The organism is Acidobacteriota bacterium, from assembly GCA_016716715.1.
In the GTDB taxonomy this organism is placed as follows: Bacteria; Acidobacteriota; Thermoanaerobaculia; order UBA5066; family UBA5066; genus Fen-183.
The window spans coordinates 328,568-351,590 of the sequence record JADJVE010000001.1; the positions used below are offsets into that span (position 1 = coordinate 328,568).

Consider the following 23,023-nt stretch of genomic DNA (forward strand, 5'->3'; position numbering starts at 1 on the left):
ATGTGGATGCCCCAGCAGATCCCGCAGCTCGCCCCGCGTCTCAAGGAGATGGGCTTCCAGGGCGACCCGCAGGCCTTCGCAGACCTGACGGGCCAGCCGATGGGCGCCATCGTCTCGCTCGGCGGCTGTAGCGCCTCGTTCGTTTCGCCCGACGGCCTCATCGTCACGAACAACCACTGCGTGCAGGGCGCGCTCCAGTACAACTCGAAGCCCGACCGCAACCTCATGGTCGACGGCTACCTCGCGAAGACCCGCGCGGACGAGCTCTGGAACGGCCCGGGCTCGCGCGTCTTCGTGACCGTCTCCGTCAGGGACGTCACGGACGAGATCACCGGCAAGCTCGACCCGAAGCTCACGGACCGCAAACGCTTCGACGCCATCGAACAGCGCGTCAAGGCGAAGACGGCCGAGTGCGAGAAGGCCGGCCTGCGGTGCAGCGTCGCGCCGTTCTTCGAAGGGCTCAAGTGGTTCGAGCTCGGTCAGATGGAGATCCAGGACGTCCGGCTCGTCTACGCGCCGGCGGCGGGCATCGGGAACTTCGGCGGCGAGACGGACAACTGGCAGTGGCCGCGCCACACAGGCGACTGGTCCTTCTATCGCGCGTACGTCTCGAAGGACGGGAAGGCCGTGCCGTTCTCGAAGGACAACGTTCCGTACAGGCCGAAGCACTGGCTCAAGGTCTCGCCCGCGGGCGCGAACCCGGGCGACCTCGTGTTCGTCGCCGGCTACCCGGGCAGGACGGCCCGTCTCAATCCGTACGAGGACGTCCGGGAGACGGTCGAGTGGACCCTCCCGCGCTCGATCAGACGCTCCACCGACCGCATCGCGATCCTCGAGAAGCTCGGCAAGGACGACAAGGAGACGGCGCTGCGCGTCGCGCAGGCGATCCGCGGCCTCAACAACGGCCTCACGAAGAACAAGGGCGTCCTGCAGGGGATGGTCAAGGGCGGGCTCCTCTCGGACAAGGAGAGGATGGAGAAGGACTTCGTGAAGTGGATCGACGCCGACCCCGCCCGCAAGGCGAAGTACGGCGACGTGATCCCCGCGATGAGCGCGCTCACCGCCGAGCGCGCGAGGACACGCGAGAGGAACGCGCTCCTCATGGAAATGTCGGGCGTCATGGGATCGGGGCTCGGCTCGGCGCAGACGCTCTACCGGTACTCGATCGAAAAGGCGAAGAAGGACGCCGACCGCGATCCGGCTTTCCAGGAGCGCAACTGGAGCCGCCTGCGCGAGTCGCAGGAGCGTGCGCAGCGCACGCTCTCCCCGAAAGCCGACCGCGCACTCCTGGCGTACGCGCTCGCCGACGTCGCGAAGCTCGCGGCCGACCAGCGGATCGACGTCCTCGACAAGGAGATCGGCCTGAAGCCGGGAATGGCGGAGGCCGACGCCGGCAAGGCGATCGACGCGTGGCTGGACCGCACGATCGCGGGCACGAAGATCTACGACAAGGACTTCCGGATGTCGCTCTTCGACAAGTCCACCTCGGATCTCGTCGCGACGAAGGATTCGATGTTGACGCTCGCCGCCGGGCTCTACCCGCTGCAGGAGACGAACCGCGAGAAGAACAAGGAGCGCGAGGGCGCGATGTACCGGCTCGGGCCGCGGTACGCCGAGGCCCTTCTCGCGAAGAACGGCGGCCTCGTGTCGCCGGACGCGAACTCCACGCTCCGCGTCACGTACGGCAAGGTCCTCGGCGTGCCGGCGCGCGACGGACTCCTCTACGCGCCGCAGACGACGCTCGCGGGCGTCGCCGAGAAGGCGACCGGCAAGGGTGAGTTCAACGCCCCGAAGGCCGAGCTCGACGCGATCAAGGCGCTGCGCGCCGGCAAGACGAGCCCTTACGTCGACCCGAAGCTGAACGACGTGCCGGTGAACTTCCTCTCGACCGTCGACACGACGGGCGGCAACTCGGGCTCGGCCACGCTCAATGCGAAGGGCGAGCTCTGCGGCCTCCTGTTCGACGGAACGTTCGACACGGTGGCGTCGGACTACCTCTTCGACACCGCGCGCACGCGCTCCATCCACGTCGACAGCCGCTACATGCTCTGGACCATGACCGAGGTGGACGGCGCGGCAAACCTCCTCAAGGAGATCGGCGAGGCTCCGAGCCTCGACGTGAAAGCTGCTCCCTAGTTCCCCTGCCTCGTCGAGCCAAATTGCCATTTTTCGGGCCGCCCTCGGGCGGCCCTTTCGTTGCGCCGGTGGCGGGCGGTATTCGGGCGGGCGTTAGGCGAGGCCCCTCCACCGACACTTCCGGGTGGCAACCAGCGTCATGAAATTGTGTGTCACCAGGCACACATTTGTTTTCCGGATCGCGTCCGGTTCGCTCCTTGCGTAACCCGGGTTCGAAGAGCCTGCGTCTCAACTCCAGGCCGCTGGCGGCAAGAAAGTGGCGATGGAATGACTTCGCGGTCGAAAAAAGTGGCTGAGAGCGCCCTTTTCGTCGTCCTGGCCGCGATCGTGGCCGGGCAGGCGCTTGCCGCGACTTCCGGGGCGCCATCCCCCGAAGACGGCCGCTCGTGGACCGTTGGCAACTCTCTCCTGTCGACCGGCCTTCGGTACACGGGCGACGGCCGGATCGTCACGATGGGCCTGAGGGATCGCTCGCGCAGCCTGGACTGGGCGTCTGCGGCGGGCGGTCTCGGCTTCCGCGTCGTCCTGCGCGTCTCCTCGCCCGACGCCCCGGCGGACGCCGACCCCGCCGGCTTCGACCCTGTCACGCTCACCGAGGGGTCGACGTGGGACCTCGTGCGCGCGACGTCCAAGCCCGCTTCGGACGGCACGATGCGCTTCGACCTCGTCCTTGCTTCGCGCGAGGCGCCGGTCTCCGTCACGTGGTCCCTCGTTTCTTACACGGAGTCGCCGGTCTTCCGTTCTTCGGTCGCCGTGACGAACACCGGGACGCAGCGAATCCTCCTCGAGGCCGTCGACGGCCTCGACGCCGGCCTCACCGCGGCCGGCGGCACGCTCACGTCCCTGACCGTGAACAACTTCAACTGGGGGCAGCCGGCGACGTCCTTCCAGACCTCGCAGGCGACGCTCAAGCCCGGGACCGGCGTGAAGGCCCGGACGGGACCCGGCAGGAACCAGGCGGCGTGGCTCGCGCTGCGCTCGGCGAAATGGAATGCCGGCGTCTTCGCCGGCTGGGAGTGGAGCGGTCCCGGCCTTCTCGCGGCCGCGACGGCGGCCGACGGGAGCACGGGCCTCGGCATCGGATTCGCTCCCGCAACGTTCGCGCACCTTCTGGCGGCCGCGGCGACGTTCACGTCGCCCACGGCGTTCTTCGGGGTCTTCTCCGGAAATCTCGACGCGGCCGGCGCCGCGACACGCGCGTTCGTGACGCGGCGCATCGCGCCGCCCCTGCCGGCGCCGGACTTCCCGTGGGCCGGGTTCGACACGTGGGGATACAGCTACGGGATCGTCGAGCCGCAGGTCGAAGACCTCATCGACCGGGCGGCATGGCTGGGCGTCGAGGTCTTCACGGTCGACGCGGGCTGGTATCCCCGCATGGGCGACTGGGTTGCGGACGCCCTGAAGTTTCCCGGAGGGCTGAAGAACCTCGCGGCGCGCGCCCACGGAAAGGGGATGCGCTTCGGCCTCTGGATCGCGCTCGGTGCGGCGGACCCGCTCTCCCAGGTCGCCCTCGAGCACCCGGACTGGCTGGCGCGCGTCGGCGGCGAGCCGGTCGCCACGGACATGGACGGCGTCGCGCTCTGCCTCGCAGACCCGCGGGTGAGGGCCTGGATTCTCGCGCAGGTGGATCGCCTCGCCGCCGAGGGTTCGCTCGACTGGCTCGTCCACGATTTCACGGTCATCACGGGCTGCGACGCGCCGGGGCACTCCCACCAGGCGGGCGACGGCTGGTGGGCGTCGACGGCCGGCTACTACGCGGTGCTCGACGAGATCCGCAAGCGGCACCCGAAGCTCGTCCTCGAGAACTGCTGGGACGGCGGGGCCCTGTTCGACTTCGGAATGGTCGCGCGGCACGACACGTCGGCCACGAGCGATCGCAACGACGCGTACGGAAACCAGCGCGCGATTTTCGGGGGCACCTACCTCGTGCCGCCGCGCTACCTCGACAAGTACGTCGGCGACGACGGCTCGCCGGACACGTATCGCTTCCTGTCGGCGCTTCCCGGCGGGCCGTTCCTCCTCATGGGCCGGATCGGGGACTGGACGCAGGAAACCGAATCGGCGGCGAAGGCGGCGATTGCCCTCTTCAAGCAGAAGCGCGTCGTCCACCGCGACGGCGCCGTCTACCACCTGACGGCCCAGCCCGGCGAGGGCCCGATCGCGGCCGTCGAGAGCTACGAGTCGAAGTCGGGCGCTGGGACGATCGTGGTCTGGAGCGCGCCGGGGACGGCGCCGGCCACGGGCACGAACGCGGCGGCGCGCGTCCTTCCGGTGGGCCTCACGGCGAGCGCGCTCTACGACGTGTCCGTGAGCACCAACCTCTCGAATGCGCGCGCGCCTCAGGTTCTCCCGACCGACACCGGCGCCAACCTCATGAGCGGAGGAATCACGCTCGGGATCGCGCCGGCGGACGGCGCGGCGCTGGTCACGCTGATTAGGCGGTAGCATTCCGGCTCCGTCTTGACCGTCGCACTCTGGATCCTCGCGCTCCTTCTCGTTCTCGCGGGCCTCGCGGGCACCGTCGTTCCCGCCCTGCCCGGGGCGCCGCTCGTCTTCGCCGGTCTCCTCGTCGCCGCGTGGATCGACGGGTTCGCGCGCGTCGGGCCCTGGACGCTCGCCGTCCTCGGCGTCCTCGCGGCGCTCACGATCGCCGTCGACGTTCTCTCGACGACCCTTGGCGTGAAGAGGGCGGGCGCAAGCAGGGGGGCCCTGATCGGCGCGGCGATCGGGACCGTCGTGGGCCTGTTCCTCGGCCTCGTGGGCGTCCTCGTCGGGCCATTCGTCGGCGCCCTGATCGGCGAGTTCGCCGTCAGGCGGGACTGGCAGCAGGCCGGCAGGGCGGGCGTCGCGACGTGGATCGGCCTCGCGGTTGGCACCGCCCTCAAGATCGCGATCGTTTTCGCGATGCTCGGCGTCTTCGCCCTCGCCCTGCTGATTTCAGGTTGTGGTCGCGCGAAGCCGGCGGCCGCGGGCGTCTCCGCAGAGCGGGAATCCGGCGGCTGGGAGGAAGTCCGGATCGGCACGGACGCCGTGTTCAACGGCCTCCACTTCGTCGACTCGAGCGTCGGCTGGATCGTCGGCGGGAGCCCGTTCGTCGACGGCGGGGTCATCGGCCGGACGGAGGACGGCGGGAGGACGTGGCGGTACGTCACGGGCGTGACGAAGGGCGGCCGGTCGTCCGGGCTCAACGCGGTCCACGGGTTCGACCGGATGCGCGCCTGCGCGGTCGGCGACGGCGTGTTCCTCACGTTCGACGGTGGAGCGAGCTGGCAGCGCGCGCAGGCGGCCCCCGGGGCGCGATTGCTCGGAGCTCTCGACTTCCGGGACGGGAACGAGGGCTGGGCCGTGGGCGCGACGGGCGTCTTCCACACGACGGACGCGGGGCTGACCTGGGCGGTGGTCGACGGGAAGGACTCGGCCGCGCGCCACGCGAATGGTCGCGTTCTCCATTTCACGGACGTCAGGAGCGGTTGGCTCGCGGGCAAGCACGGCGCTCTCCTCCGGACGCTGGACGGCGGCGCGACGTGGGCCCGCGTTCCGATCCCCGCGCCGGCGAACACGGAGAACGCGCCGGACCTGTGGGGTGGCGCGTGGCTCGATGCGTCGCACGGCTGGCTCGTCGGGGAGTACGGAACCGTTCTTCGCACGGCGGACGGCGGCGACACGTGGACCCTCGTGGATGCCGGGACGCGCGACGCGGTCTTCACGGCCGTCGCATTCGCCGGCGCCGACGGCTGGATCGTGGGTTACCTTCCGAACGGCGCCGCGCGGTCCGTCGTCACCCGCACGCGGGACGGCGGCGCGACGTGGGCGCTCGAGCGCACGCTCGACGGCGAGGAGCTGCGCGCGATCCAGGCTCTCGACGCCGACACGGCATGGGCCGTCGGCGACCGCGTGCGGACGGAGCCGCAGCGGATGCTGCGGCGCCCGGGGCGCCCGGGCTAGTTCGCGAACCGGATCGACCGGACCAGCTCGTCGAGGGGACCCTTCGTCGCCTCCACGGTGCCCTGGGCCGTGCCCGCGACGAGGAGCCGCCCGCCATTCGCGAAGAGGATCGTGCGGTTGTGGAACACGTGGCTCAGGGGCTCCCCGTGTCCACGGCGAGCGCCTCCACCGGTCCCACGCGAATGCGTGTCTTTGCGGAGATCTCCCAGCGCTCGAGGTCGTGGTCGAAGAATCGCCGCGCTCGCTCGATGACGCGCTCGTCGTCGATCTCCCCCGCAAGCTCGCCTCCGTCGGCGAGGACGATTCTCGCTTCGGCGCGCCGGAACTCCTGGCGCTCCCCGTAGTCGACGTGCTCCCACGAGCGCGGCACCCGGACGGTCACCCGGTGGCTTCCCACGCGGAGCTCCGTGCCGCCGCCGCGCTCCCTCGTCTCGCGAGGAGCTTCCTCGCTCGTCGTCCGGACGACGCCGTCGGATCCGCCCGCGGCCGGGAATTGGACGGATGCCACGAGGTTCTCGAAGGCGCGCAGGTCCGCCTCGGGACCGAGCAGGGTGATGACGAACACGTGCCCCTCGACGACCGTGAGGAACTCGCGGCCCCGGTGCTGCATGGACCGCTCTCTCAGGGTGTAGTCCGTCTGGAACGCGGGAAGGCCCGCGACGGCCGCGGGCACCGGGTCTCCCACGGTGCTCGAATCCACGGAAGGGAACTTCTCCTTCGTCAGCCGGAACCGGGGAAGGACCTCTTCGACGGTTCGCGGCGGAATCGCCACGGAAGCCTCGGCCACGATGATGCGACTCGGAGGCGTCGCGTACCGCGTGAACGAGACGCCCTTGCGGCCGCCCTCGGCATGGCGCTCGCGCGTCCAGGATCCCGCCGGCGGCGAGAAGGTGATCGGCTGATCGCTCCAGCGGAACGTCTCGGCGGGTTCGGGCGGATGAAAGACCGGGGCGCTCTTTGCCGGAGCCGGCGCCGGGGCGCGACTCTTCGAGAGAAGAACGGCGCCGGAGGCGACGAGCACCGCGCACGCGGCGACGACGAGAAGCGGGTCGGGACCTGATCGCGGCTGCGGCTCCGTGCGAACGCCAAGGTAGTCGCGGACGATCGGATGCCGCAGCAGGCTCATGGCGATGACCAGCGGGATCGACTGCAGAGCGAGGCCGATACCGGCGGCCGCCCGGAAGAGAGCGAGGGCGTTTTGCGCGTCCGGATCGGCTTCGAGTCCGGCGGCCGGAGAGGCGCCGATTTCGACCGAACGGTACGCGTGGAAGGCGGAGAGCCCGAGGGCCAGGACGCCGACGGTCAGGAGGAGCGCGCGGGACCAGGTCCTGCGGCGCAGCAACGCAACGGCGCCGACGATGCCGAGCGTCGCGACCAGGAGAAGCGGAACGGCGAGGGCTCGATCCAGGGACGCCCGCTGCTCGCGCTGGGCGAGAACCTGCCGGGTTTCGTCGGAGACGAGATCCGGAGCGGCCGCCGCCGCGCGCGCCAGCGGGTCGGTGGTTCCGAGGGCGGACGTGGTGGCGGCACTCCCGAGGACGAAGAGCGCGCGCAGGGCTCCGGAGCCGGAGAGAAGCAGCCATCCCACGACGAGCGCGGTCACAAGGACCGGGCGCGAGTCGACCCGGGCCAGTCTCGACGCGGGCGGCCTCGCCTCGCTCATCGACCCCATGCGCTCAAGTTATCAGATCGGCGCGGCCCGCCTCATCTCGCGATTGCGGAGAGGATGATGAAGAGCAGCACGGCCGCGGCGACGGCGAGGCCGATCTTGACCCACGACCACGGCGCGTGCCCGTCCGTCTTGCCCGTGACGCCGTTCACCAGGAAACGGTAAGGCTTCCCGCCGTACTGGTACGCGGCAATCCAGACGGGGAAGAGGCCGTTCTTGCAGGCGATGCCGGACCACGCCGTGCGCACGGCGAGGTTGCGGAAACGGTCGCCGGGCACCTCGCGCCCGCAGAGGGCGTAAAGCTCCTGCGTCATGCGCTGCTGTCCGGAGGCGAGAGCCTCCTTCGGGCCGACCGCGTACTCCTCGGCGAGGAAGCCCGAGAGGTACGACGGCTCGTACGCGAGAAGGTCGGCGGTCGGGAAGGGCTCGATCGCGCGTGCGAGGTCCGGCGGGAGCCCGCGTGACGCGGCGACTGGAAGGTCGTCGAAGAAGTGCTCGAAGACACCTTCGGCCGGTTCCCAGCGCGTGCGCGTCTCGTAACGCGTGCGCATCTGCCCGTTCTCCTCGACCCGCACCTCGACCTGATAGTCGAATCCCGCGTCCGCCGTCCACGCAGAATGGGTCGCCGCGTCGAAGGTCCAGAACGGGACGTAGACGCCCTTCAGCTCGGAAAGCGCCGACTTCTGTGAGAGGTCGTCCGGGCGGAACCACAGCGACGAGAGCCACTGCCGGAAGCGGCCGGTCGCCGCGTTGCGATCGACGCGGAACGGGAGGACGCCCGCGGGGCGCACCATCGTCGTCGAAGGCGGCGCCTCGACGACGGACGGCGCGCCGCAGAACGCGCACCGCGAAGCCGCGACGCCGGCGTCGAACGTCGTCGTCGCGCCACAGCCCCGGCAGCTCACGGCCTTGCGCGCCATGCCCCATCCGAGATCCGTCGCGCCCTTCAGCGCCTCCTCGATCGGGCGCTCCGTCACCTGCCCGGAAGTCTTCGGAACGTCCTTCTTCGCGCCGCAGTACGGGCACGTCAGGGCCGCGGCGCCGGGGCTCCACACGACGTCCGCGCCGCACGCGGCGCACGGGAACTTGCGGAGCTTCGCCGGCGCGGCGGGAGCCACGGTCGGGGCTGCGTTCATGGGTGGCGGCGCGTCAGCGGGCCGGCGGCGGGGGAGGCGGCGGGGCCTGGGCCGATCCCGGGCCCGCGAGCTCCTCGAAGCTCGAGATCGGCGCCCAGCCCGCGGCGCCCGGCTTCCAGGCGAGCGTGCCTGCGGCCACCTGCCCCGACGCAACCATGCCCTTCACGGCGTCGTCGGAGTACGGCCCGTACGTCTTGCCGTCCACCGTGAGCGACCAGCGCGGCGCGGCGAAACCGGGAGCCGCCGGCGGGGGAGGCGGCGCCATGGGGCTCGCGCCACCGGCGCCCGCCATGCTCGTGCCCATGGCGTTCCCCATCATCCCGCCCATCGCGATGCCCGCGCCGATGCCGATGCCGGCGCCCGCGGCGCCGCCCGGGTTCGCGGCGGCGATCTTCATCGCGTCGGCGGCCTGCAGCTGCGTGTACTGACCCATCTTGTCGCCGAGGACGCCCAGCTTCGTCCGCTGGTCGATCGCGGCCTCGACTTCCTCGGGCAGCGAGACGTTCTCGATGAAGAACTTCGAGAGATCGAGCCCGAAGCTCGAGAACTCGGGCGCGAGAATCTGCTTGCCGGTGCCCGAAAGCTCGTCGTACTTGGACGCGATGTCGAGCGCGGCCACCTTCGACTCGGCGATCGCGTCCGAGAGCTTCGAGAGAATCGTCGAGCGCAGCTGGCCCGTGATCTCGTCCGTCGTCGTGAGGCCCTGCGTCCCGACGATCGTCGCGAAGAACGTCTTCGGGTCGGCGATCTTCATCGCGTACGTGCCGAACGCCCGCAGGCGGATCATCCCGAACTCCGCGTCGCGCATCATGACGGGGTTCGTCGTGCCCCACTTGAGGTCCGTGAGGAGGCGCGTGTTGAAGAAGTAGACCTCGGCCTTGAACGGCGACTGGAAGCCGTACTTCCACCCGCGCAGCGTGGTCAGGATCGGCATGTTCTGCGTCGAGAGCTCGTGGCGGCCCGGACCGAACAGGTCGGCGGCCTTGCCCTCGTTGATGAAGAGCGCGGCCTGGTTCTCGCGAACCGTGAGCTGCGCGCCCATCTTGATTTCCTGGTTGTAGACCGGGAACCGGTAGACCATCGCGTCGTTCGAGTCGTCCAGCCACTGGATGATCTCGATGAACTGCGAGCCGAGCTGGTTGCCGATCTGATTCTTGAGATTGTCGAGCAGGCCCACGAGGAACCTCCTTCGGCGGTGAAAAATGGAAGCTACAGTCTATCCAAATATACGAACGGGAGCCCCTCCGGGTTCACCGTTGCGGACGAAGGAGTTACGGGATCTCGGCGAACGCGCGCACCGGGAACGTCCCCATCCCCGCCACCTTGACGGGCACCGCGTAAAACCGGAAGCGGGCGGGCGGCGGCGGCAGCGCCTCGAGGTTCGTGAGGTGCTCGACGACCGGGATCCCCGCGCGGAGGAGGATCGAGTGCGCGGGCCGCGTGAGGTCCTCCGTATCGTCGAGATTGTGCGAGTCGATCCCGACGAGGGCGGCTCCGCGAGAAACGAGGAGAGAAGATGCTTTGAAGGTCAGATGGGGCGAGCGCTCGTGGTATCCGGGAGTGCCCCAGCGAGATGCCCAACCCGTGAAGATCAGCACGGCCTTGCCCCGGACCTCTTCACCTTCTAAGAAATCTTCTCCCACGGCGAGCCCCTCCGCATGCGGCGCCGTGATGAGAACGGTGTCGAGGCCCGCGAGGGAAGCAAGAGAAAGCTGCGAGAGGTCCGCGCCATCCTCCCAGCGGTGAGATGGCGCGTCCACGTAGGTGCCCGTGTTCGCGACCATCTCGATCTTCCCGATCTGGAACGTCGTCCCGCCCGCGTAGAGCGGGCGGGAAGCCTCACGACTGAGGTGGTCTGTGATGACCGGGCCGGGCAGGCCCTTGTACGTGGCCATCCCGGCGCGGACCGTGTGGCTGAGGTCCACGAGGCGCGGCATGCCGCGAGGATACCGGCTGTCCGGGCCGCGGGCCGGGAGGCCCCCCGGGTCCCCGCCGTCCCGCCGTCCCCGCCTCGTGGATCGCGCGGCGGTCCGCCTTCTCCTTCGCTCTCTTCCGCTCCTCCGCCTTGCGGGCGCGGATCGCGGCGATGCGCTCGGCGATCGGAACCTCGAAGCGCTCGGTGGGGCGCGTCGAGTAGTCGAAGTCGGGCACCGTTACGCGCGGGAGGCGCTTGCCGATCGCGTGCTCGATCTGGCGGAGGTCGGCCTCCTCGTCGGGTGCGACGAACGTGAACGCGTCGCCCTTCAGCTCGGCGCGCGCCGTGCGGCCCACGCGGTGGATGTAGTCCTCGGGGACGTGCGGGACGTCGAAGTTCACGACGTGCGAGAGCGCCTCGACGTCGATGCCGCGCGCCGCGATGTCCGTCGCGACGAGCACCTTGAACTTGCCGTCCTTGAAGCCCGCGAGCGCAGCCGTCCGCTGCGCCTGGCTGCGGTTGCCGTGGATGCGCTCGCAGAGGACGCCGTGGCGCGTGAGCTGGTCCGCGAGGCGGTTCGCGCGGTGCTTCGTGCGCGTGAACGTGAGAACGCTCTTGAAGTCGCCGCGCTTCATGAGCGCCAGGAGGAGCGCGAACTTCAGGTCCTGCGGAACCGGGTACACGGCCTGCGTGATCCCGACGGCGGGCAGGGACTGCCGCTCGATGTTCACCATGATCGGTTCCTTCAGCATCTCCTTCGAGAGCTGGGCGATCGGCGGCGGCATCGTCGCCGAGAAGAACAGCGTCTGGCTGCGCGGGGGCAGGTGCTTGAGGACGCGGCGGATGTCGGGCAGGAAGCCCATGTCGAGCATCCGGTCCGCCTCGTCGAGGACGAGGACCTCCAGGCCGGCGAGCTTCGCGTACGGGAAGCGGAAGTGGTCGAGGAGGCGCCCGGGCGTCGCGACGATCACGTCGACGCCGCTCCGGAACGCGTGCTCCTGCGGGCCCATCCCGACGCCGCCGAAAACGGCCGCGCCCGACATCGCCGTGTGGACCGCGAGCTGCTTGAGGTGTTCGTCGATCTGCGCGGCGAGCTCGCGCGTGGGCGTGAGGATCAGCGCGCGCGTCGTGCCGCGCGGCTTGGCCATGAGCCGGTGCAGGATCGGGAGGACGAACGCGGCCGTCTTGCCGCTGCCCGTCATCGCGCAGGCGAGGAGGTCGCGGCCGGCCATCGCGGGCGGGATGGAGTCGAGCTGGATGGGCGTCGGGCGCGTGAAGCCCATTTCCTTGACGCCGCGGAGGAGGTCGGGGTGGAGACCGAACGAGGTGAATGCCATGTGGGGACGAATCGCTTTCCGGGGCCGCTTGCGTACACGCACCGGTCCCGTGCAGGGTCCGGCGGGGCGGGGAACGATGGAACGCCGGCGGGCCATCGAGCGGACCTAAGCGGCCGTTTCCCGAAGGAGTTGGGCGGCGGGTCCTGTGGGGTTCGGGGCCGGGACGCGCGCAGGCGCCCGTCAGCCGGACGTCAGGGTCTCACGGAGGGCGCGATCCGTCAAACGCCGTAGCGAAGCGGTAAAGTGACGCGAAAGGCGACACGTTCTCAGAACCATGATCGGAACCACGCTCTCGCACTACCGCATCCTCGAGAAGATCGGCGAGGGAGGGATGGGCGTCGTCTACCGCGTCCAGGACACCCGCCTGGACCGGGTCGTCGCCCTCAAGGTCCTCCGGCCGGAGTCCGTCGGCGATCCCGAGCGCAAGTGGCGCTTCGTCCGCGAGGCGAAGGCCGCGTCGGCCCTGAACCACCCGCACATCGTCACGATCCACGACGTCGACGCGGACCAGGGCGTCGACTTCATGGTCATGGAATACGTCGAGGGGACGCCGCTCAACCAGCTGATCCCCGCGGGCGGCCTGCCCGTCCGGGACGCGGTCGACATCGCCGCCCGGATCGCCTCGGCGCTCGGCGCCGCGCACGCGGCGGGCATCGTTCACCGCGACGTGAAGCCCGCGAACGTGGTCGTGGGACCGGGCGGCCGGGTGAAGGTGCTCGATTTCGGCCTCGCGAAGCTCGTCGAGAGGGGCTCGAGCCCGGACGACATGACGAGCGACTCAACCGCCACCGCCGCGTCGATCGTCGAGCGCACGCGCGAGGGCGTGATCCTCGGGACGGTGGCGTACATGTCGCCCGAGCAGGCGGAGGGGAAGCCCCTCGACGCGCGCTCGGACGTCTTCTCGCTCGGGGCCGTGATGCACGAGATGCTCACCGGCCGGCGGCCGTTCCAGGGGGACTCGTATCTCCGGACTCTGACGGCGATCCTCCGCGACGCGCCGCCGCCGCTCGGGACCGTGAGGCCCGACGTGCCCGCCGCGCTCGAGAAGATCGTCACGCGCTCGCTCGCGAAGCGTCCGGAAGACCGGTTCTCCAACGCCGGCGACGTCGAGAAGGAGCTCGCCGCGCTCGGCGGCGCTTCGACCGGGGCCGGATCGCCGCGGCCTCTCTGGAAACGCCCCGCCTTCGTCCTGACGGCCTGTGTCCTTCTTGCCGCAGCCGGCGTCGCCGCCTGGCGGATCGCCGAGACGTCGCGCGTGCGGCGCGTGCGCGAGAAGACGCTCCCGGAGATCGGCCGGCTCGTCGAGCAGCAGAAGTTCATGGACGCCTGGCGTCTCGCCCGGGAAGCCGAGAAGACGCTCCCGGACGAGGTCGCCCGCCTCCGCAAGGGAAACTGGGTGACGTTCGACGTGACGACCGACCCGCCCGGGGCGGACGTACTCTTCGCGCACTATCTCGACGGCGAGTCGGGCTGGACGCCCGCCGGCAAGACGCCGCTCAGGGAATTCAAGCTGCCCCTCGCGTACTACCGGTGGCGGTTCACGCTGCCCGGTCACCAGACGGTCGAGGCGACGACGGAGTCCCTGACGGCCACGTACCGGCTCGACGCGGTCTCGGCCGTGCCGCCGGGGATGGTGCGCGTGCCGGGTGGGCCGTTCTCGCTGCGCAGCCTCAGCGCCGTGACGCTCGGCGACTTCTGGCTGGATCGGACGGAGGTCACGAACCGCCAGTTCAAGGCGTTCGTGGACGCGGGGGGATACGCGAAGCGCGAGTACTGGAAGCAGCCGTTCTTGAAGGAAGGCCGAACGCTCTCGTTAGAGGAAGCCCTCGCCGGCTTCCGCGACGGGACGGGCCGACCGGGCCCCGCGACATGGGAGCTCGGAACTTACCCGGAGGGTCGCGAGGACTTCCCGGTCAACGGCGTCTCCTGGTACGAGGCCGCGGCCTATGCGGAGTTCGCCGGCAAGGCCCTGCCGACGGTCTACCACTGGTATCAGGCCACCGGCACCGGCAACTTCTCGGAGATCCTGCGCGTGTCCAACTTCGGCGGAAAAGGCCCGGCGCCCGTCGCGACCCACAAGGGCCTCGGCCCGTACGGGACGTACGACATGGCGGGAAACGTGAAGGAATGGTGCTGGAACGAGGCGGCGGGCCGCCGGTATCTCCTCGGCGGCGCGTTCTCGGACGCTGTCTACTCGTATTCCGAGCCGGACGCCCAGGTCGCGTTCGACCGCTCGCCCCTGAACGGGTTCCGCTGCGTCCGGTACGCTGCGCCGCCGCCCGAGGAGCAGCTCCGCGAGATCCCCGTCCTGGCGCGCAACTTCTCGAAGGAGAAGCCCGTCGCCGACGACGTCTTCCGCGTCTTCCAGGGCTTCTACGCGTACGACAAGAGCCCGCTCGACGTGAAGAGCGAGGGGGTGGACGACGCCTCTCCATATTGGAAGAAGGAGAAGGTCAGCTATCTCGCCGCGTCCGGCGGCGAGCGAATCCCCGCGTTCCTCTTCCTGCCGAAGAACGCGCGCCCGCCTTACCAGACCGTCGTCTACTTCCCGAGCAGCCAGGCTCGCGTCATCCCGTCGAGCGCGGACCTCGACATGCGCTTTGTCGACTTCGTGATCCGGAGCGGCCGGGCGCTACTCCACCCGATCTACAAAGACACGTACGAGCGGCGCCTCGCCGTGCGGCCGTCGGGCCCGGCTTCCTTCCGCGATCTCCGGATCCAGTGGTCGAAGGAGCTCGGCCGCTCGATCGACTTCATCGAGACGCGGCGGGAGCTCGACGCGAAGTCGATCGCGTTCTACGGCTTGAGCCTCGGCGCGATCGACGGCGTCATCTTCGTCGCGCTGGAGCCGCGCGTCAGGACGGCGATCCTGGCCGCGGGAGGGCTCCGGTTTCTGCGGGTCGCGCCGGAGGTCGAGCCCTTCAACTTCGCGCCGCGCATCCGGATCCCGGTCCTCCTCGTCGCAGGCCGGTACGACTTCGGGCACCCGTACGAAACGACCCAGGTTCCCCTCTTCCGGGCGCTCGGGACGCCGGAGAAGGAAAAGAAACACGTGACGTTCGAGGGCGGCCACATCCCGCCGAGGATCCAGTCCCTCGTCAAGGAGATCCTCGACTGGCTGGACCGGACTCTCGGCCCCGTCCGTCCGGGTTAAGGCGGCGCCGGCCTCGTCTCGACGACGTCGACGAGCGGGCTCGAGAGGAGCCGCCGCGCGGGGCCGACTCGGGAGGCGAGCGCCGTCGCGGCGCGCGACCCGCGCGGCAGGACGAAGACGGCGGGTCGTGCGGGCGACGCGAGGAGGGCCTCCGCCTCGCGCGCGAGAGTCTCGTCGGGAATCTCTTCTTCGCGGTACCAGCCCGGGTGGGCTGCGACGGCGGACGGGAAGAGGACGACGCGTCCCGGCGCGCCCAGACGCGCGAGGCGGTAGTCCAGCTCCGGACCCCAGTAGCCGGCCGCCGCGATGGTCTTCCCGGCGCGCGCCGGCGCCGCGACGAGCCGCGCGAGCGTCTCTCCGTGCGAAGGACCGGGGAGATCGGGCAGCACGCGGACGAGGAACGCGAGGGCGACCGTCCCGGCGGCCAGCGGCACGGCGGCCGGCGCCGACGCGAGGAGGAGCGCGACGAACGGCAGGAACATGACGGCCGTCCGTCCGGGGAGGACCAGTGCGCCGGTCGCGAGCTCACCGAGCGCGAGAAGGACGAGCGAGCCGCCGAGGACGAGGGCGACGGGAGAGAGGACTCCGCGCCTCTCGCGCACGAGGAGTGCCGCGAGAAGGACGCCGCCGAGGACGGCGAGGGGGAGGGTCAGAGCGCCGAAGGGCTCGACGCCGAAGCCGAGGTTCGCGGGAAGATCGCGCGACGCTCCCGCGAACGCTTCGGTGCGTGCCCACGCCATGGACGCGGCGGGCTGGGCGAGCGCGACGGGAGCCCACGGCGCGGCGAGAAGGACGGCCGCCGTGCCGGACAGGAGAAGCGCCCGTCGCGCCGCCGGGCGGGCGCCGAGCGTGAGAAGCGCGAGCGCCGCCACGGGAAAGACCGCGAGGTAGTGCGTGAGGACGGCCGCGGCTGCGGCGAACGCGAGAGCGGCGCCCGTCCCGAAGCGCGGCCGCTCGCGCAGCGCGAGCGCGCGCTCGAACGCGAGGAGCGCGAGAAGGGACGCGAGCGCGTACCCGCGTCCCTCGACGCCGTAGAGGACCGCGAGCGGGAAGACGGCGTAGAGGGCGGCCGCGACGAGTCCCGCCGTGGGGCGAGAGAGCCGCCTGCCGACGAGGTAGAGCAGCGGCAGGTGCAGAAGGGACGCGACGAGGGAAAGCAGGCGCACGACGACGTCGCCCGCTCCCGGAGCCGGGAAGGGCAGGAGCAGGACGTGCGCCGCGAAGTAGTGGAGCGGCGGGCCGGAGTCCACCCGCAGCGCCGCGAGGATCTCCGGGACGCTCCGGCGCGCGACCGTCAGCGTGAAGATCTCGTCCGCCCAGAGAGGGCGCGCGAAGACCGCCCACGCGCGCGCGAGGACGCCGGCCGCGAACGCGGCGGCGAGCGCCAGGCGGGCGGTCTTGCTCAAGCCGGGAAAGCCTAGCACCCGCGATGGCGGCCGATCAGAAGCCTTTCGCGGCGAGGAGAGCGGCGAAGTCGGCGAGGCGGGCCGAGTAGCCCCACTCGTTGTCGTACCACACGAGGACCTTTGCGACACGCTGGGCGAGGACCATCGTGGAGTCCCGATCGACGATCGCCGAATGCGAGTCGCCGAGGATGTCGCGCGAGACGAGCGCCTCGTCGGCGACCCGGAGGATCCCCTTGAGGGCTGGCGTCGCGGCGGCCGCCGAAAGCGCGGCGTTGATCGAGTCCGGCGTGACGTCCTTCTGAAGCGTCGCGACGATGTCCGTGATCGAGCCGTCGGGGACGGGGACCCGGAGCGCCATCCCGTCCATCTTCCCCTTCAGCTCGGGGATGACGAGGGCCGTGGCCTTCGCGGCGCCCGTGGACGTCGGGACGATCGAGAGCGCGGCGGCGCGGCCGCGGCGGCGCTTCCTCGTCGGGGCGTCCATGAGGGACTGGCTCGACGTGTAGGCGTGGACGGTCGTGATCATGAGGTGCTCGATGCCGAAGGAATCGTTCAGCACCTTGGCGACGGGGGCGAGCGAGTTCGTCGTGCAGGAGGCCATCGAGACGACGTGGTGCTTGCCGGGGTCGTACGTGTGCCCGTTCACGCCGAGGACGAACGTGCCGTCCGGGTCGTCGGCCGGCGCCGAGATCACGACTTTCTTCGCGCCGCCCGCGAGGTGCTTGGCGGCGTCGGCCCTCTTGCGGAAGGCGCCCGAGCACTCGAACACGACGTCGGCGCCGGAGGCGCCCCACGGGAGCGCGGCCGGGTCCTTCGAGGTGAAGAACGGGATCTTCACGCCGTCCACGACGAGCTCCTTGTCCGTGTGCGAGACGCGGTGGTCCCACCAGCCGTGGACGGAGTCGTACTTGAGGAGGTAGGCGAGGTCGCCGAGGTCGGCGAGGTCGTTGATGCCCGCGACCGTGCCGCCGCGCTGAAGAATGTTCTTGAAGAGGCAGCGGCCGATGCGGCCGAAGCCGTTGATGCCGACGCGAACCGGAGTCGTCATGAAACAAAACCTCCGGGGCCGCGCATGGGTGCGGGCCCCGGAGAGATCTTAAGGGCGGGAGCTTTTGCCGGCCTGAGGCGGGTGCATCAGTCCGTCACTTCTTCGACGCGACCGTCAGGGGGGCCGGGGTGGGCGGCACGGGGTCGGGGACTAGGTTCGAGACGGGCGGAATCGTCCGGAGGAACGCGTAGATTGACTTGAGGTCCTCGTCGTTGAGGTTGCGGAACGCGGGCCACGGCATGGGCGGCAGGATCTCGCGGGAAACCCCGAAGTGCTTGCCGAGGCGGATGGCCTTCACGAAATCCTCTTCGCGCCAGATGCCCATTCCGGTGTTCTGGTCGGGCGTGAGGTTCGCGGCGTAGCTGACGCCCCAGGGGCCGGCGAACGCCGTGTTCGTCGCGGCGGCCGTCCAGAGCCACGGACCCTGCGCGGCCGGAGCGGGAGGCAGCTTCAGGGCGGACGGGTGCCCGGAGAGCATGCGCGTCATGTCGGGCTCGGGACCCTTCGGGCCCATCTGCCACGGCGTGTGGCAGTCGTTGCAGCCCATGGCCGAGACCAGGTACTTGCCGCGCTCGACGCGTGTCGTCTGCGCGTCCCTGCGGGAGGCCTGGGCGGCGGGTGCGGCGAAGAGGATCGCGACGGCGGCGGCGAGGCCGGCGCCCGCGGCGACGGCGATGGCGGAGCGGGAGGTCGTGCGGTTCATGGTCTTCCTTCCTTTCGTGTTCGCGTGGCGCTTTCGAATCGTTCAGGCGGCGGCGGCGTGGGCGAGCGCGGCGGCGAGCGCCTGCTGGCCCGGTGCGGTGACGCGTCCCTCGAGCGGGAACGAGGCGGCGCGGGCGATCACGCGGCCCGCGGCGGGCGCCGCGACGGGCGGCAGGTGTCCGCTCAGGAGCCAGGAGATCTCGAGGTCCGCGTACGCCTTCAGGGACGACGCGTAGCGGTCGGGCCGCGTGTCGGCGAGCCAGGGGGAGTTCGCGCGGCAGAAGACGGACATCCCCTCGAGGACGGCTTTCTCGTCCACGTCCGCGAACGTCTCGGCCATCGCCGGAACGAACGCGCCGAACGCGTCCGAGGTGAAGAGCGCGCGGCTCTTCGAGTCGAAGAACGTCGTCGTGGACGGGTCGTCGTACATCGGAGGGCGTAGCGCGTGGAGGACGCGGTCGCCGACCGCGAGCGCCTCGCCGGGGTTCACCCACGTGACGCGCGGCATCGGCGGGTCGAAGTTCGCCGACAGCTTGCCCGTCGAGAGCCAGTTCATCGCGAGCCGCGCCTTCGGGGCGCGATCGAGGAGGAGCTCGAGGGCGCCGGTGTGGTCGTCGTCCGCGTGCGTGACGACGATCCACGCGAGGTCCCCGGGGTCGAGGACGCTCTCGAGCGCCTCGACGAAGCCCGCGCGGTTACGGACCGCGCCGGTGTCGACGAGGACTGGCTGCTTTCCGAGCAGGAGGTACGACGCGATCGGGAGGAAGCCGCGGCCCGGCACGGGCGCGGCCTGCGTCAGGACGACGAGATCGGGGTGGAGGCGGTGAGTCGTGGTGACGGCGGCGGCGGCGGTGTTCATGGTGTTCTCCTTCGTTGACGCCGCAAACGTGCGGCGGGCACGAAGAGGCCGCCACCTAAGAAGTCGCTAGGGAGACCGTGAGAACTTCCTACGTTTCCTAAGCGTTTCCTAAGCGGTAATCTTCGAGTCGTGAGATCGATTCTCGAAAGTCTGCCCCGCATCCTCGCGGGGCACGACGCCATCGCGGTCGGAACGCGGGACGCCGACCTGCGGCCGGGCTGCTCCCTGGCGGCGGGAGCGGCGTTCCCGGACGCCGAACACATGACCGTCTACGTGCCCGAGACGACGGGGATCGAGACGCTCCTCCACCTCGAGGCGAACGGAATGATCGCGGTCGTCTTCGAGGAGATCTCGACCCATCACACGATCCAGGTGAAGGGCCGCGTCACGGAGATCCGTCCGGCCCGGGAGAACGAACGCGAGATCGTCGAGAAGTCGATCGGCGGGTTCTTCGCGCAGGTGGAGGCGTTCGGCGGCCGGCCGAGCGTCGTGCGCAAGAAGAGGCGGTGGCCGTGCCGCGCCGTCACGTTCGCCGTCTCGGACGTCTTCGAGCAGACGCCGGGCCCGAAGGCCGGGACGCCGTTTGCCGGGGAGGGCGCCCGATGACGCCGCGCCTTCCGGACCTCATGCGCTGCTTCCAGGGGATCATCCCGTGCGCGATCGCGACGTGCTCGGCGGATGGCGTCCCGAACGTGACGTACATCAGCCAGCTCCACTACGTGGGCCCGGCCCACCTCGCGGTCTCCTGCCAGTTCTTCAACAAGACGAAGCGGAACCTCGAGGAGAACCCGTACGCGACCGTCGAGTTCTGGGACCCCGTGACGTTTCAGGCTTTCCGCGCGGGCCTGAGGTACGTGCGCTCCGAGACGTCGGGAAGGCTCTTCGAGACGATGGCGCACCGGATCGAGGTCATCGGGTCGCACACGGGCATGGCCGGGCGTCTTCAAGCTGCGCTCGGCGGACGTCTGCGAAGTGCTCTGGCTGAAGGAGGTCGAGGGATTCCTCGACGAGGACGCCCAGCTGCCCGAGGAGCCGATCGCGGACGGGCCGATGAACGAGTTCCGCGCCCTGTCGCTCGTGTCGGCGCGCATCAACCGCGCGCGTGACCTCGAGACCCTCTACCGGGACGTCCTCGACGCTCTCGAAGAAGTCTTCCGCTTCCGCCACTCCATCGTCTTCCTCGCGGACGAGAAGGCGGGGACGCTCGTCGCGATCGCGAGCCACGGCTACGGCGAGAGCGGAATCGGCGCCGAGGTCCGCATGGGCGACGGGCTCGTCGGGTACGTCGCCGCCAAGCGCGTCCCGATCCGCCTCTCGGGCATGGACCAGCTGCTGCGCTACGGCCGCGCGGTCCGCGGCCGCGTCGAGGTCGCGGGCGACGCGTCCGGTCTCTCCGCCGAGATCCCGCTGCCGGGGCTTCCGGACGCCGAGAGCCAGCTCGCGCTCCCGCTCGTCGTCGAGGACCGGCTGCTCGGAGTCCTCGCCATCGAGAGCCGCAACCCGCTCGCGTGCGCGGAATGGCACGAGGCGTTCCTCTCCGTTCTCGCGAACCAGATCGCGATCGGGATCGACCGGCTCTCCGAGGCCGACGAGGAGCCGGCGCCCTCCGAGCCGTGTCCCGTGCCGGCGCCTCCGGAAGGCCCGTCGCGCGCCTTCGTTTACTTCCGGAACGACGACTGTGTTTTCGTGGACGGCGAGTACCTCATCCGCAACGTTCCCGCGAAGGTGCTCTGGAAACTCCTGAACGAGCACGTCAAGACGGGTCGGCGCGAATTCTCGAACCGCGAGCTGCGCCTCGACCCGTCGCTCGGCCTGCCGGCCGTCAAGGACAACCTCGAGAGCCGCCTCATCCTCCTCAAGAAGAGGCTCGAGGATCGCTGCTTCGGCGTGCGGATCGTTCCCGTCCGCCGCGGGCGCTTCGCCCTGGAGGTCGCCGGAGACGTCAGGCTCGAGGAGCGCGAAAAAGGCTGACGGCCGCCGCGGACGCGGCGGCCGTCTTCGGATCGTCGGGGGCCGGGCTCAGGCGGCGGGGGGAGCGGGGGTAGGCTGGGGCTTCGCGGCCGTGGCGCAGCCGCCGTGGCCCTTGCACGAGTTCTTGCCCGCGCAGCCGTTGTCGCCGCTCTTGCAGCCGCCGTGGCCCTTGCACGCGTTCTGGCCCTTGCAGGCGTGCTTGTCGGCGTCCTTGGCGTCCGCCTTCTTGCCGCCGCAGCCGTCCTTCCCGCCGCAGGAGGCCTTGTCCTTCTGGCCGGCGGCGGGCGTCTTCGAGGCGTCGGGCTTGTCGTCGCCGCGCGCCGGGGCGGCGAGCAGGGCCGAGCCGGCGAGGATGCCGGCGATGGCGGCTGAGAGGGCGCGGTTCTTCGAGGTGTTCTTCTTCATGGACACTCCTTGTGTGTGATCGGGGGACGGTCGGAGGGATCGTGGGGAGGGGCGAGAACGCCGCGCGAGGAGGGTCAACCGGCTGTATCTGGCGGCGCGAGGCGTCTCGAGAGCAGTCGATCCATTGAGAGCGCGCCTGGGCCGAGCGTCAGGACGACGACCGAGACGAACAGAAACCAGAACGGATCGGCCTTGAGGAAAGCGTCGAGGTCGTGGAAGACGCCGAGGAGCGCCGGCCGGTCCGCGGCGAGATAGGCGACGAGCATGTTGCCTGAGAGGAGGAGGGCGATCGGTCGCGAAAAGAGGCCAACGAGGAGAAGCGCGCCGCCGACCAGCTCGAGGCCGCCGATGAACCAGGCGTTGAGGCCGGGCGCCGGGACGCCGAGGGACGTGAAGAAGTCCGTCACGCGCGTGTGGTTCTGCAGCTTGCCGAGCCCCGTCGTCAGGAACTGCCAGCCCCAGACGAGGCGCAACACGAAGAGGACCGCGTGCCCGAGCGGCGCGAAGAGGCGCTCAAAGCGCGCCGTGAGAGTCGTGTAGAGGGCGGAGAGCGACATACTCGTGAATGCCGCGCGAGGGCCGGCCTATTCCCGGTGACCGGGGCCCGGCAGATCCCGGGGCGCTGCGACGCCGAGAACGCGCCCGGTTCCACGCTCCTGAGCGAACGCGAAGACGCGGCGTGCGCCGGTGCCGGGCGGCACCGGGACCTCCGCGTCGAACCGTCCGCGCGCGTCGACGCGTCCGATCGCGCGCAGGTCGCGTGCGACGGCGGCATGGGGGAGCCGCTTCCCGGCGTTCTCGCCGCGCGTGACGTCCGAGGAGAGGCCGTCCTCGACGACGGCGAAAAAGACGTCCGCCCCGGCCGAAGCGCCGGCGACGGTCACGCGCGCGGCCCCGGCGCCGTCGGGCACGAGGCGGACGAACGCCTTCGGCTCGCGCGCCGCGTCCGAGATGGCGCGCCGCACCGCGCGCTCGTCGCTTCCGACGAACTCCGTCCGGCCGTCCACGACGACCTGCGGCGTGTAGACGCCCCTGGCACCGAAGCGCCGCGCGTAGGCGCTCTGCCTTTCCGAGTACCGATCCGAGGAAAACGGGTCCTCCCAGCCGAGCCGGTTCCAGTAGTCGACGTGCAGGGAGAGCGCGACGACGAGCGCGCCGGACACCGGCTGCTCGGAGGCGAGGCGGGCGAGGAGCCGGTCGGCCGGCGGGCAGCTCGAGCAGCCCTCGGACGTGAAGAGCTCGACGAGGACGGGCGTGCCCGCGGGCGCCGGAGCAGCCGCGGCGGGCGCCGCGAGAGCCGCGAGCGCCGCGGCGAGCAAGAACGCCGCCGCCTTCACCGG

The 23,023-nt window shown here is 70.5% G+C and carries 17 protein-coding genes and 1 pseudogene; 6 read left to right on the forward strand and 12 right to left on the reverse strand.

The genetic code is table 11. From position 1 onward, the window contains the following. From IPL89_01450 to IPL89_01460, 3 genes are all read left to right on the forward strand, one after another. Entirely contained in the window at positions 1-2,136 is a 2,136-nt protein-coding gene (locus IPL89_01450) for a S46 family peptidase (protein ID MBK9061858.1), read from the forward strand. A gap of 288 nt (positions 2,137-2,424) precedes the next feature. After that, positions 2,425-4,581 carry an alpha-galactosidase gene (locus IPL89_01455; GenBank protein ID MBK9061859.1) on the forward strand — a complete coding sequence of 719 codons (2,157 nt, stop codon included), beginning with the start codon at positions 2,425-2,427 and terminating at the stop codon, positions 4,579-4,581. 15 nt (positions 4,582-4,596) lie between these two features. After that, positions 4,597-6,081 carry a DUF456 family protein gene (locus IPL89_01460; protein ID MBK9061860.1) on the forward strand — a complete coding sequence of 495 codons (1,485 nt, stop codon included), beginning with the start codon at positions 4,597-4,599 and terminating at the stop codon, positions 6,079-6,081. A gap of 133 nt (positions 6,082-6,214) precedes the next feature. On the opposite strand, the gene IPL89_01465 is transcribed toward IPL89_01460, so the two are convergent. The 5 genes from IPL89_01465 to IPL89_01485 all read right to left on the reverse strand — a co-directional run bounded on the left by IPL89_01465 (position 6,215) and on the right by IPL89_01485 (position 12,138). Continuing rightward, the gene (locus IPL89_01465) at positions 6,215-7,744 is read right to left on the reverse strand and encodes a hypothetical protein (GenBank protein ID MBK9061861.1); all 1,530 of its coding nucleotides are present in this window, start codon (positions 7,742-7,744) and stop codon (positions 6,215-6,217) included. Between the two features lie 41 nt (positions 7,745-7,785). Beyond that, the gene (locus IPL89_01470) at positions 7,786-8,886 is read right to left on the reverse strand and encodes a zinc ribbon domain-containing protein (protein MBK9061862.1); all 1,101 of its coding nucleotides are present in this window, start codon (positions 8,884-8,886) and stop codon (positions 7,786-7,788) included. 13 nt (positions 8,887-8,899) lie between these two features. After that, a complete protein-coding gene (locus IPL89_01475) occupies positions 8,900-9,967 on the reverse strand; it encodes an SPFH domain-containing protein (GenBank protein ID MBK9061863.1) in 1,068 nt (355 codons plus the stop codon). A 190-nt stretch (positions 9,968-10,157) separates the two neighbouring features. Continuing rightward, entirely contained in the window at positions 10,158-10,823 is a 666-nt protein-coding gene (locus tag IPL89_01480) for a cyclase family protein (protein ID MBK9061864.1), read from the reverse strand. Continuing rightward, positions 10,726-12,138 carry a DEAD/DEAH box helicase gene (locus tag IPL89_01485; GenBank protein ID MBK9061865.1) on the reverse strand — a complete coding sequence of 471 codons (1,413 nt, stop codon included), beginning with the start codon at positions 12,136-12,138 and terminating at the stop codon, positions 10,726-10,728. The genes IPL89_01480 and IPL89_01485 overlap by 98 nt, the downstream gene beginning before the upstream one ends. 274 nt (positions 12,139-12,412) lie before the next feature. Here IPL89_01485 and IPL89_01490 point away from each other — a divergent pair, with 274 nt between their 5' ends. Next, the gene (locus IPL89_01490) at positions 12,413-15,292 is read left to right on the forward strand and encodes a protein kinase (GenBank protein MBK9061866.1); all 2,880 of its coding nucleotides are present in this window, start codon (positions 12,413-12,415) and stop codon (positions 15,290-15,292) included. Here the strand turns inward: IPL89_01490 and IPL89_01495 are convergent. The 4 genes from IPL89_01495 to IPL89_01510 all read right to left on the reverse strand — a co-directional run bounded on the left by IPL89_01495 (position 15,289) and on the right by IPL89_01510 (position 19,307). Beyond that, positions 15,289-16,698 carry a glycosyltransferase family 39 protein gene (locus IPL89_01495; protein MBK9061867.1) on the reverse strand — a complete coding sequence of 470 codons (1,410 nt, stop codon included), beginning with the start codon at positions 16,696-16,698 and terminating at the stop codon, positions 15,289-15,291. The genes IPL89_01490 and IPL89_01495 overlap by 4 nt on opposite strands. A gap of 34 nt (positions 16,699-16,732) precedes the next feature. Beyond that, positions 16,733-17,746 carry a type I glyceraldehyde-3-phosphate dehydrogenase gene (gap, locus tag IPL89_01500; protein ID MBK9061868.1) on the reverse strand — a complete coding sequence of 338 codons (1,014 nt, stop codon included), beginning with the start codon at positions 17,744-17,746 and terminating at the stop codon, positions 16,733-16,735. Positions 17,747-17,840: 94 nt separating this feature from the next. After that, the gene (locus IPL89_01505) at positions 17,841-18,449 is read right to left on the reverse strand and encodes a c-type cytochrome (GenBank protein ID MBK9061869.1); all 609 of its coding nucleotides are present in this window, start codon (positions 18,447-18,449) and stop codon (positions 17,841-17,843) included. Positions 18,450-18,491: 42 nt separating this feature from the next. Continuing rightward, on the reverse strand, positions 18,492-19,307 hold the full coding sequence (locus IPL89_01510) for an MBL fold metallo-hydrolase (GenBank protein MBK9061870.1): 816 nt from the start codon (positions 19,305-19,307) through the stop codon (positions 18,492-18,494). A gap of 129 nt (positions 19,308-19,436) precedes the next feature. Here IPL89_01510 and IPL89_01515 point away from each other — a divergent pair, with 129 nt between their 5' ends. Together IPL89_01515 and IPL89_01520 are read left to right on the forward strand one after the other, a co-directional pair. After that, on the forward strand, positions 19,437-19,913 hold the full coding sequence (locus IPL89_01515; protein ID MBK9061871.1) for a pyridoxamine 5'-phosphate oxidase family protein: 477 nt from the start codon (positions 19,437-19,439) through the stop codon (positions 19,911-19,913). After that, positions 19,910-21,278 (forward strand): annotated as a pseudogene (locus IPL89_01520) (GAF domain-containing protein). Before IPL89_01515 ends, IPL89_01520 begins: the two are co-directional and overlap by 4 nt. A 48-nt stretch (positions 21,279-21,326) precedes the next feature. Here IPL89_01520 and IPL89_01525 read toward each other — a convergent pair. From IPL89_01525 to IPL89_01535, 3 genes are all read right to left on the reverse strand, one after another. Next, complete coding sequence (locus tag IPL89_01525; protein MBK9061872.1) at positions 21,327-21,683, reverse strand: hypothetical protein; 357 nt, start codon at positions 21,681-21,683, stop codon at positions 21,327-21,329. Positions 21,684-21,757: 74 nt separating this feature from the next. Further along, positions 21,758-22,240, reverse strand: a complete 483-nt coding sequence (locus tag IPL89_01530) for a DoxX family protein (GenBank protein MBK9061873.1) — start codon at positions 22,238-22,240, stop codon at positions 21,758-21,760. Between the two features lie 27 nt (positions 22,241-22,267). Continuing rightward, positions 22,268-23,020: a DUF1223 domain-containing protein gene (locus IPL89_01535; GenBank protein ID MBK9061874.1), complete on the reverse strand. Its 753-nt coding sequence runs from the start codon at positions 23,018-23,020 to the stop codon at positions 22,268-22,270. Positions 23,021-23,023 lie beyond the last annotated feature (3 nt).

Coding starts and splice junctions, on each gene's coding strand:
- IPL89_01450 (MBK9061858.1), top strand. CDS start 1: ATGTGGATGCCCCAGCAGATCCCGCAGCTCGCCCCGCGTCTCAAGGAG.
- IPL89_01465 (MBK9061861.1), bottom strand. CDS start 7,744: ATGAGCGAGGCGAGGCCGCCCGCGTCGAGACTGGCCCGGGTCGACTCG.
- IPL89_01470 (MBK9061862.1), bottom strand. CDS start 8,886: ATGAACGCAGCCCCGACCGTGGCTCCCGCCGCGCCGGCGAAGCTCCGC.
- IPL89_01475 (MBK9061863.1), bottom strand. CDS start 9,967: ATGGTCTACCGGTTCCCGGTCTACAACCAGGAAATCAAGATGGGCGCG.
- IPL89_01480 (MBK9061864.1), bottom strand. CDS start 10,823: ATGCCGCGCCTCGTGGACCTCAGCCACACGGTCCGCGCCGGGATGGCC.
- IPL89_01485 (MBK9061865.1), bottom strand. CDS start 12,138: ATGGCATTCACCTCGTTCGGTCTCCACCCCGACCTCCTCCGCGGCGTC.
- IPL89_01490 (MBK9061866.1), top strand. CDS start 12,413: ATGATCGGAACCACGCTCTCGCACTACCGCATCCTCGAGAAGATCGGC.
- gap (MBK9061868.1), bottom strand. CDS start 17,746: ATGACGACTCCGGTTCGCGTCGGCATCAACGGCTTCGGCCGCATCGGC.
- IPL89_01505 (MBK9061869.1), bottom strand. CDS start 18,449: ATGAACCGCACGACCTCCCGCTCCGCCATCGCCGTCGCCGCGGGCGCC.
- IPL89_01510 (MBK9061870.1), bottom strand. CDS start 19,307: ATGAACACCGCCGCCGCCGCCGTCACCACGACTCACCGCCTCCACCCC.
- IPL89_01525 (MBK9061872.1), bottom strand. CDS start 21,683: ATGAAGAAGAACACCTCGAAGAACCGCGCCCTCTCAGCCGCCATCGCC.
- IPL89_01530 (MBK9061873.1), bottom strand. CDS start 22,240: ATGTCGCTCTCCGCCCTCTACACGACTCTCACGGCGCGCTTTGAGCGC.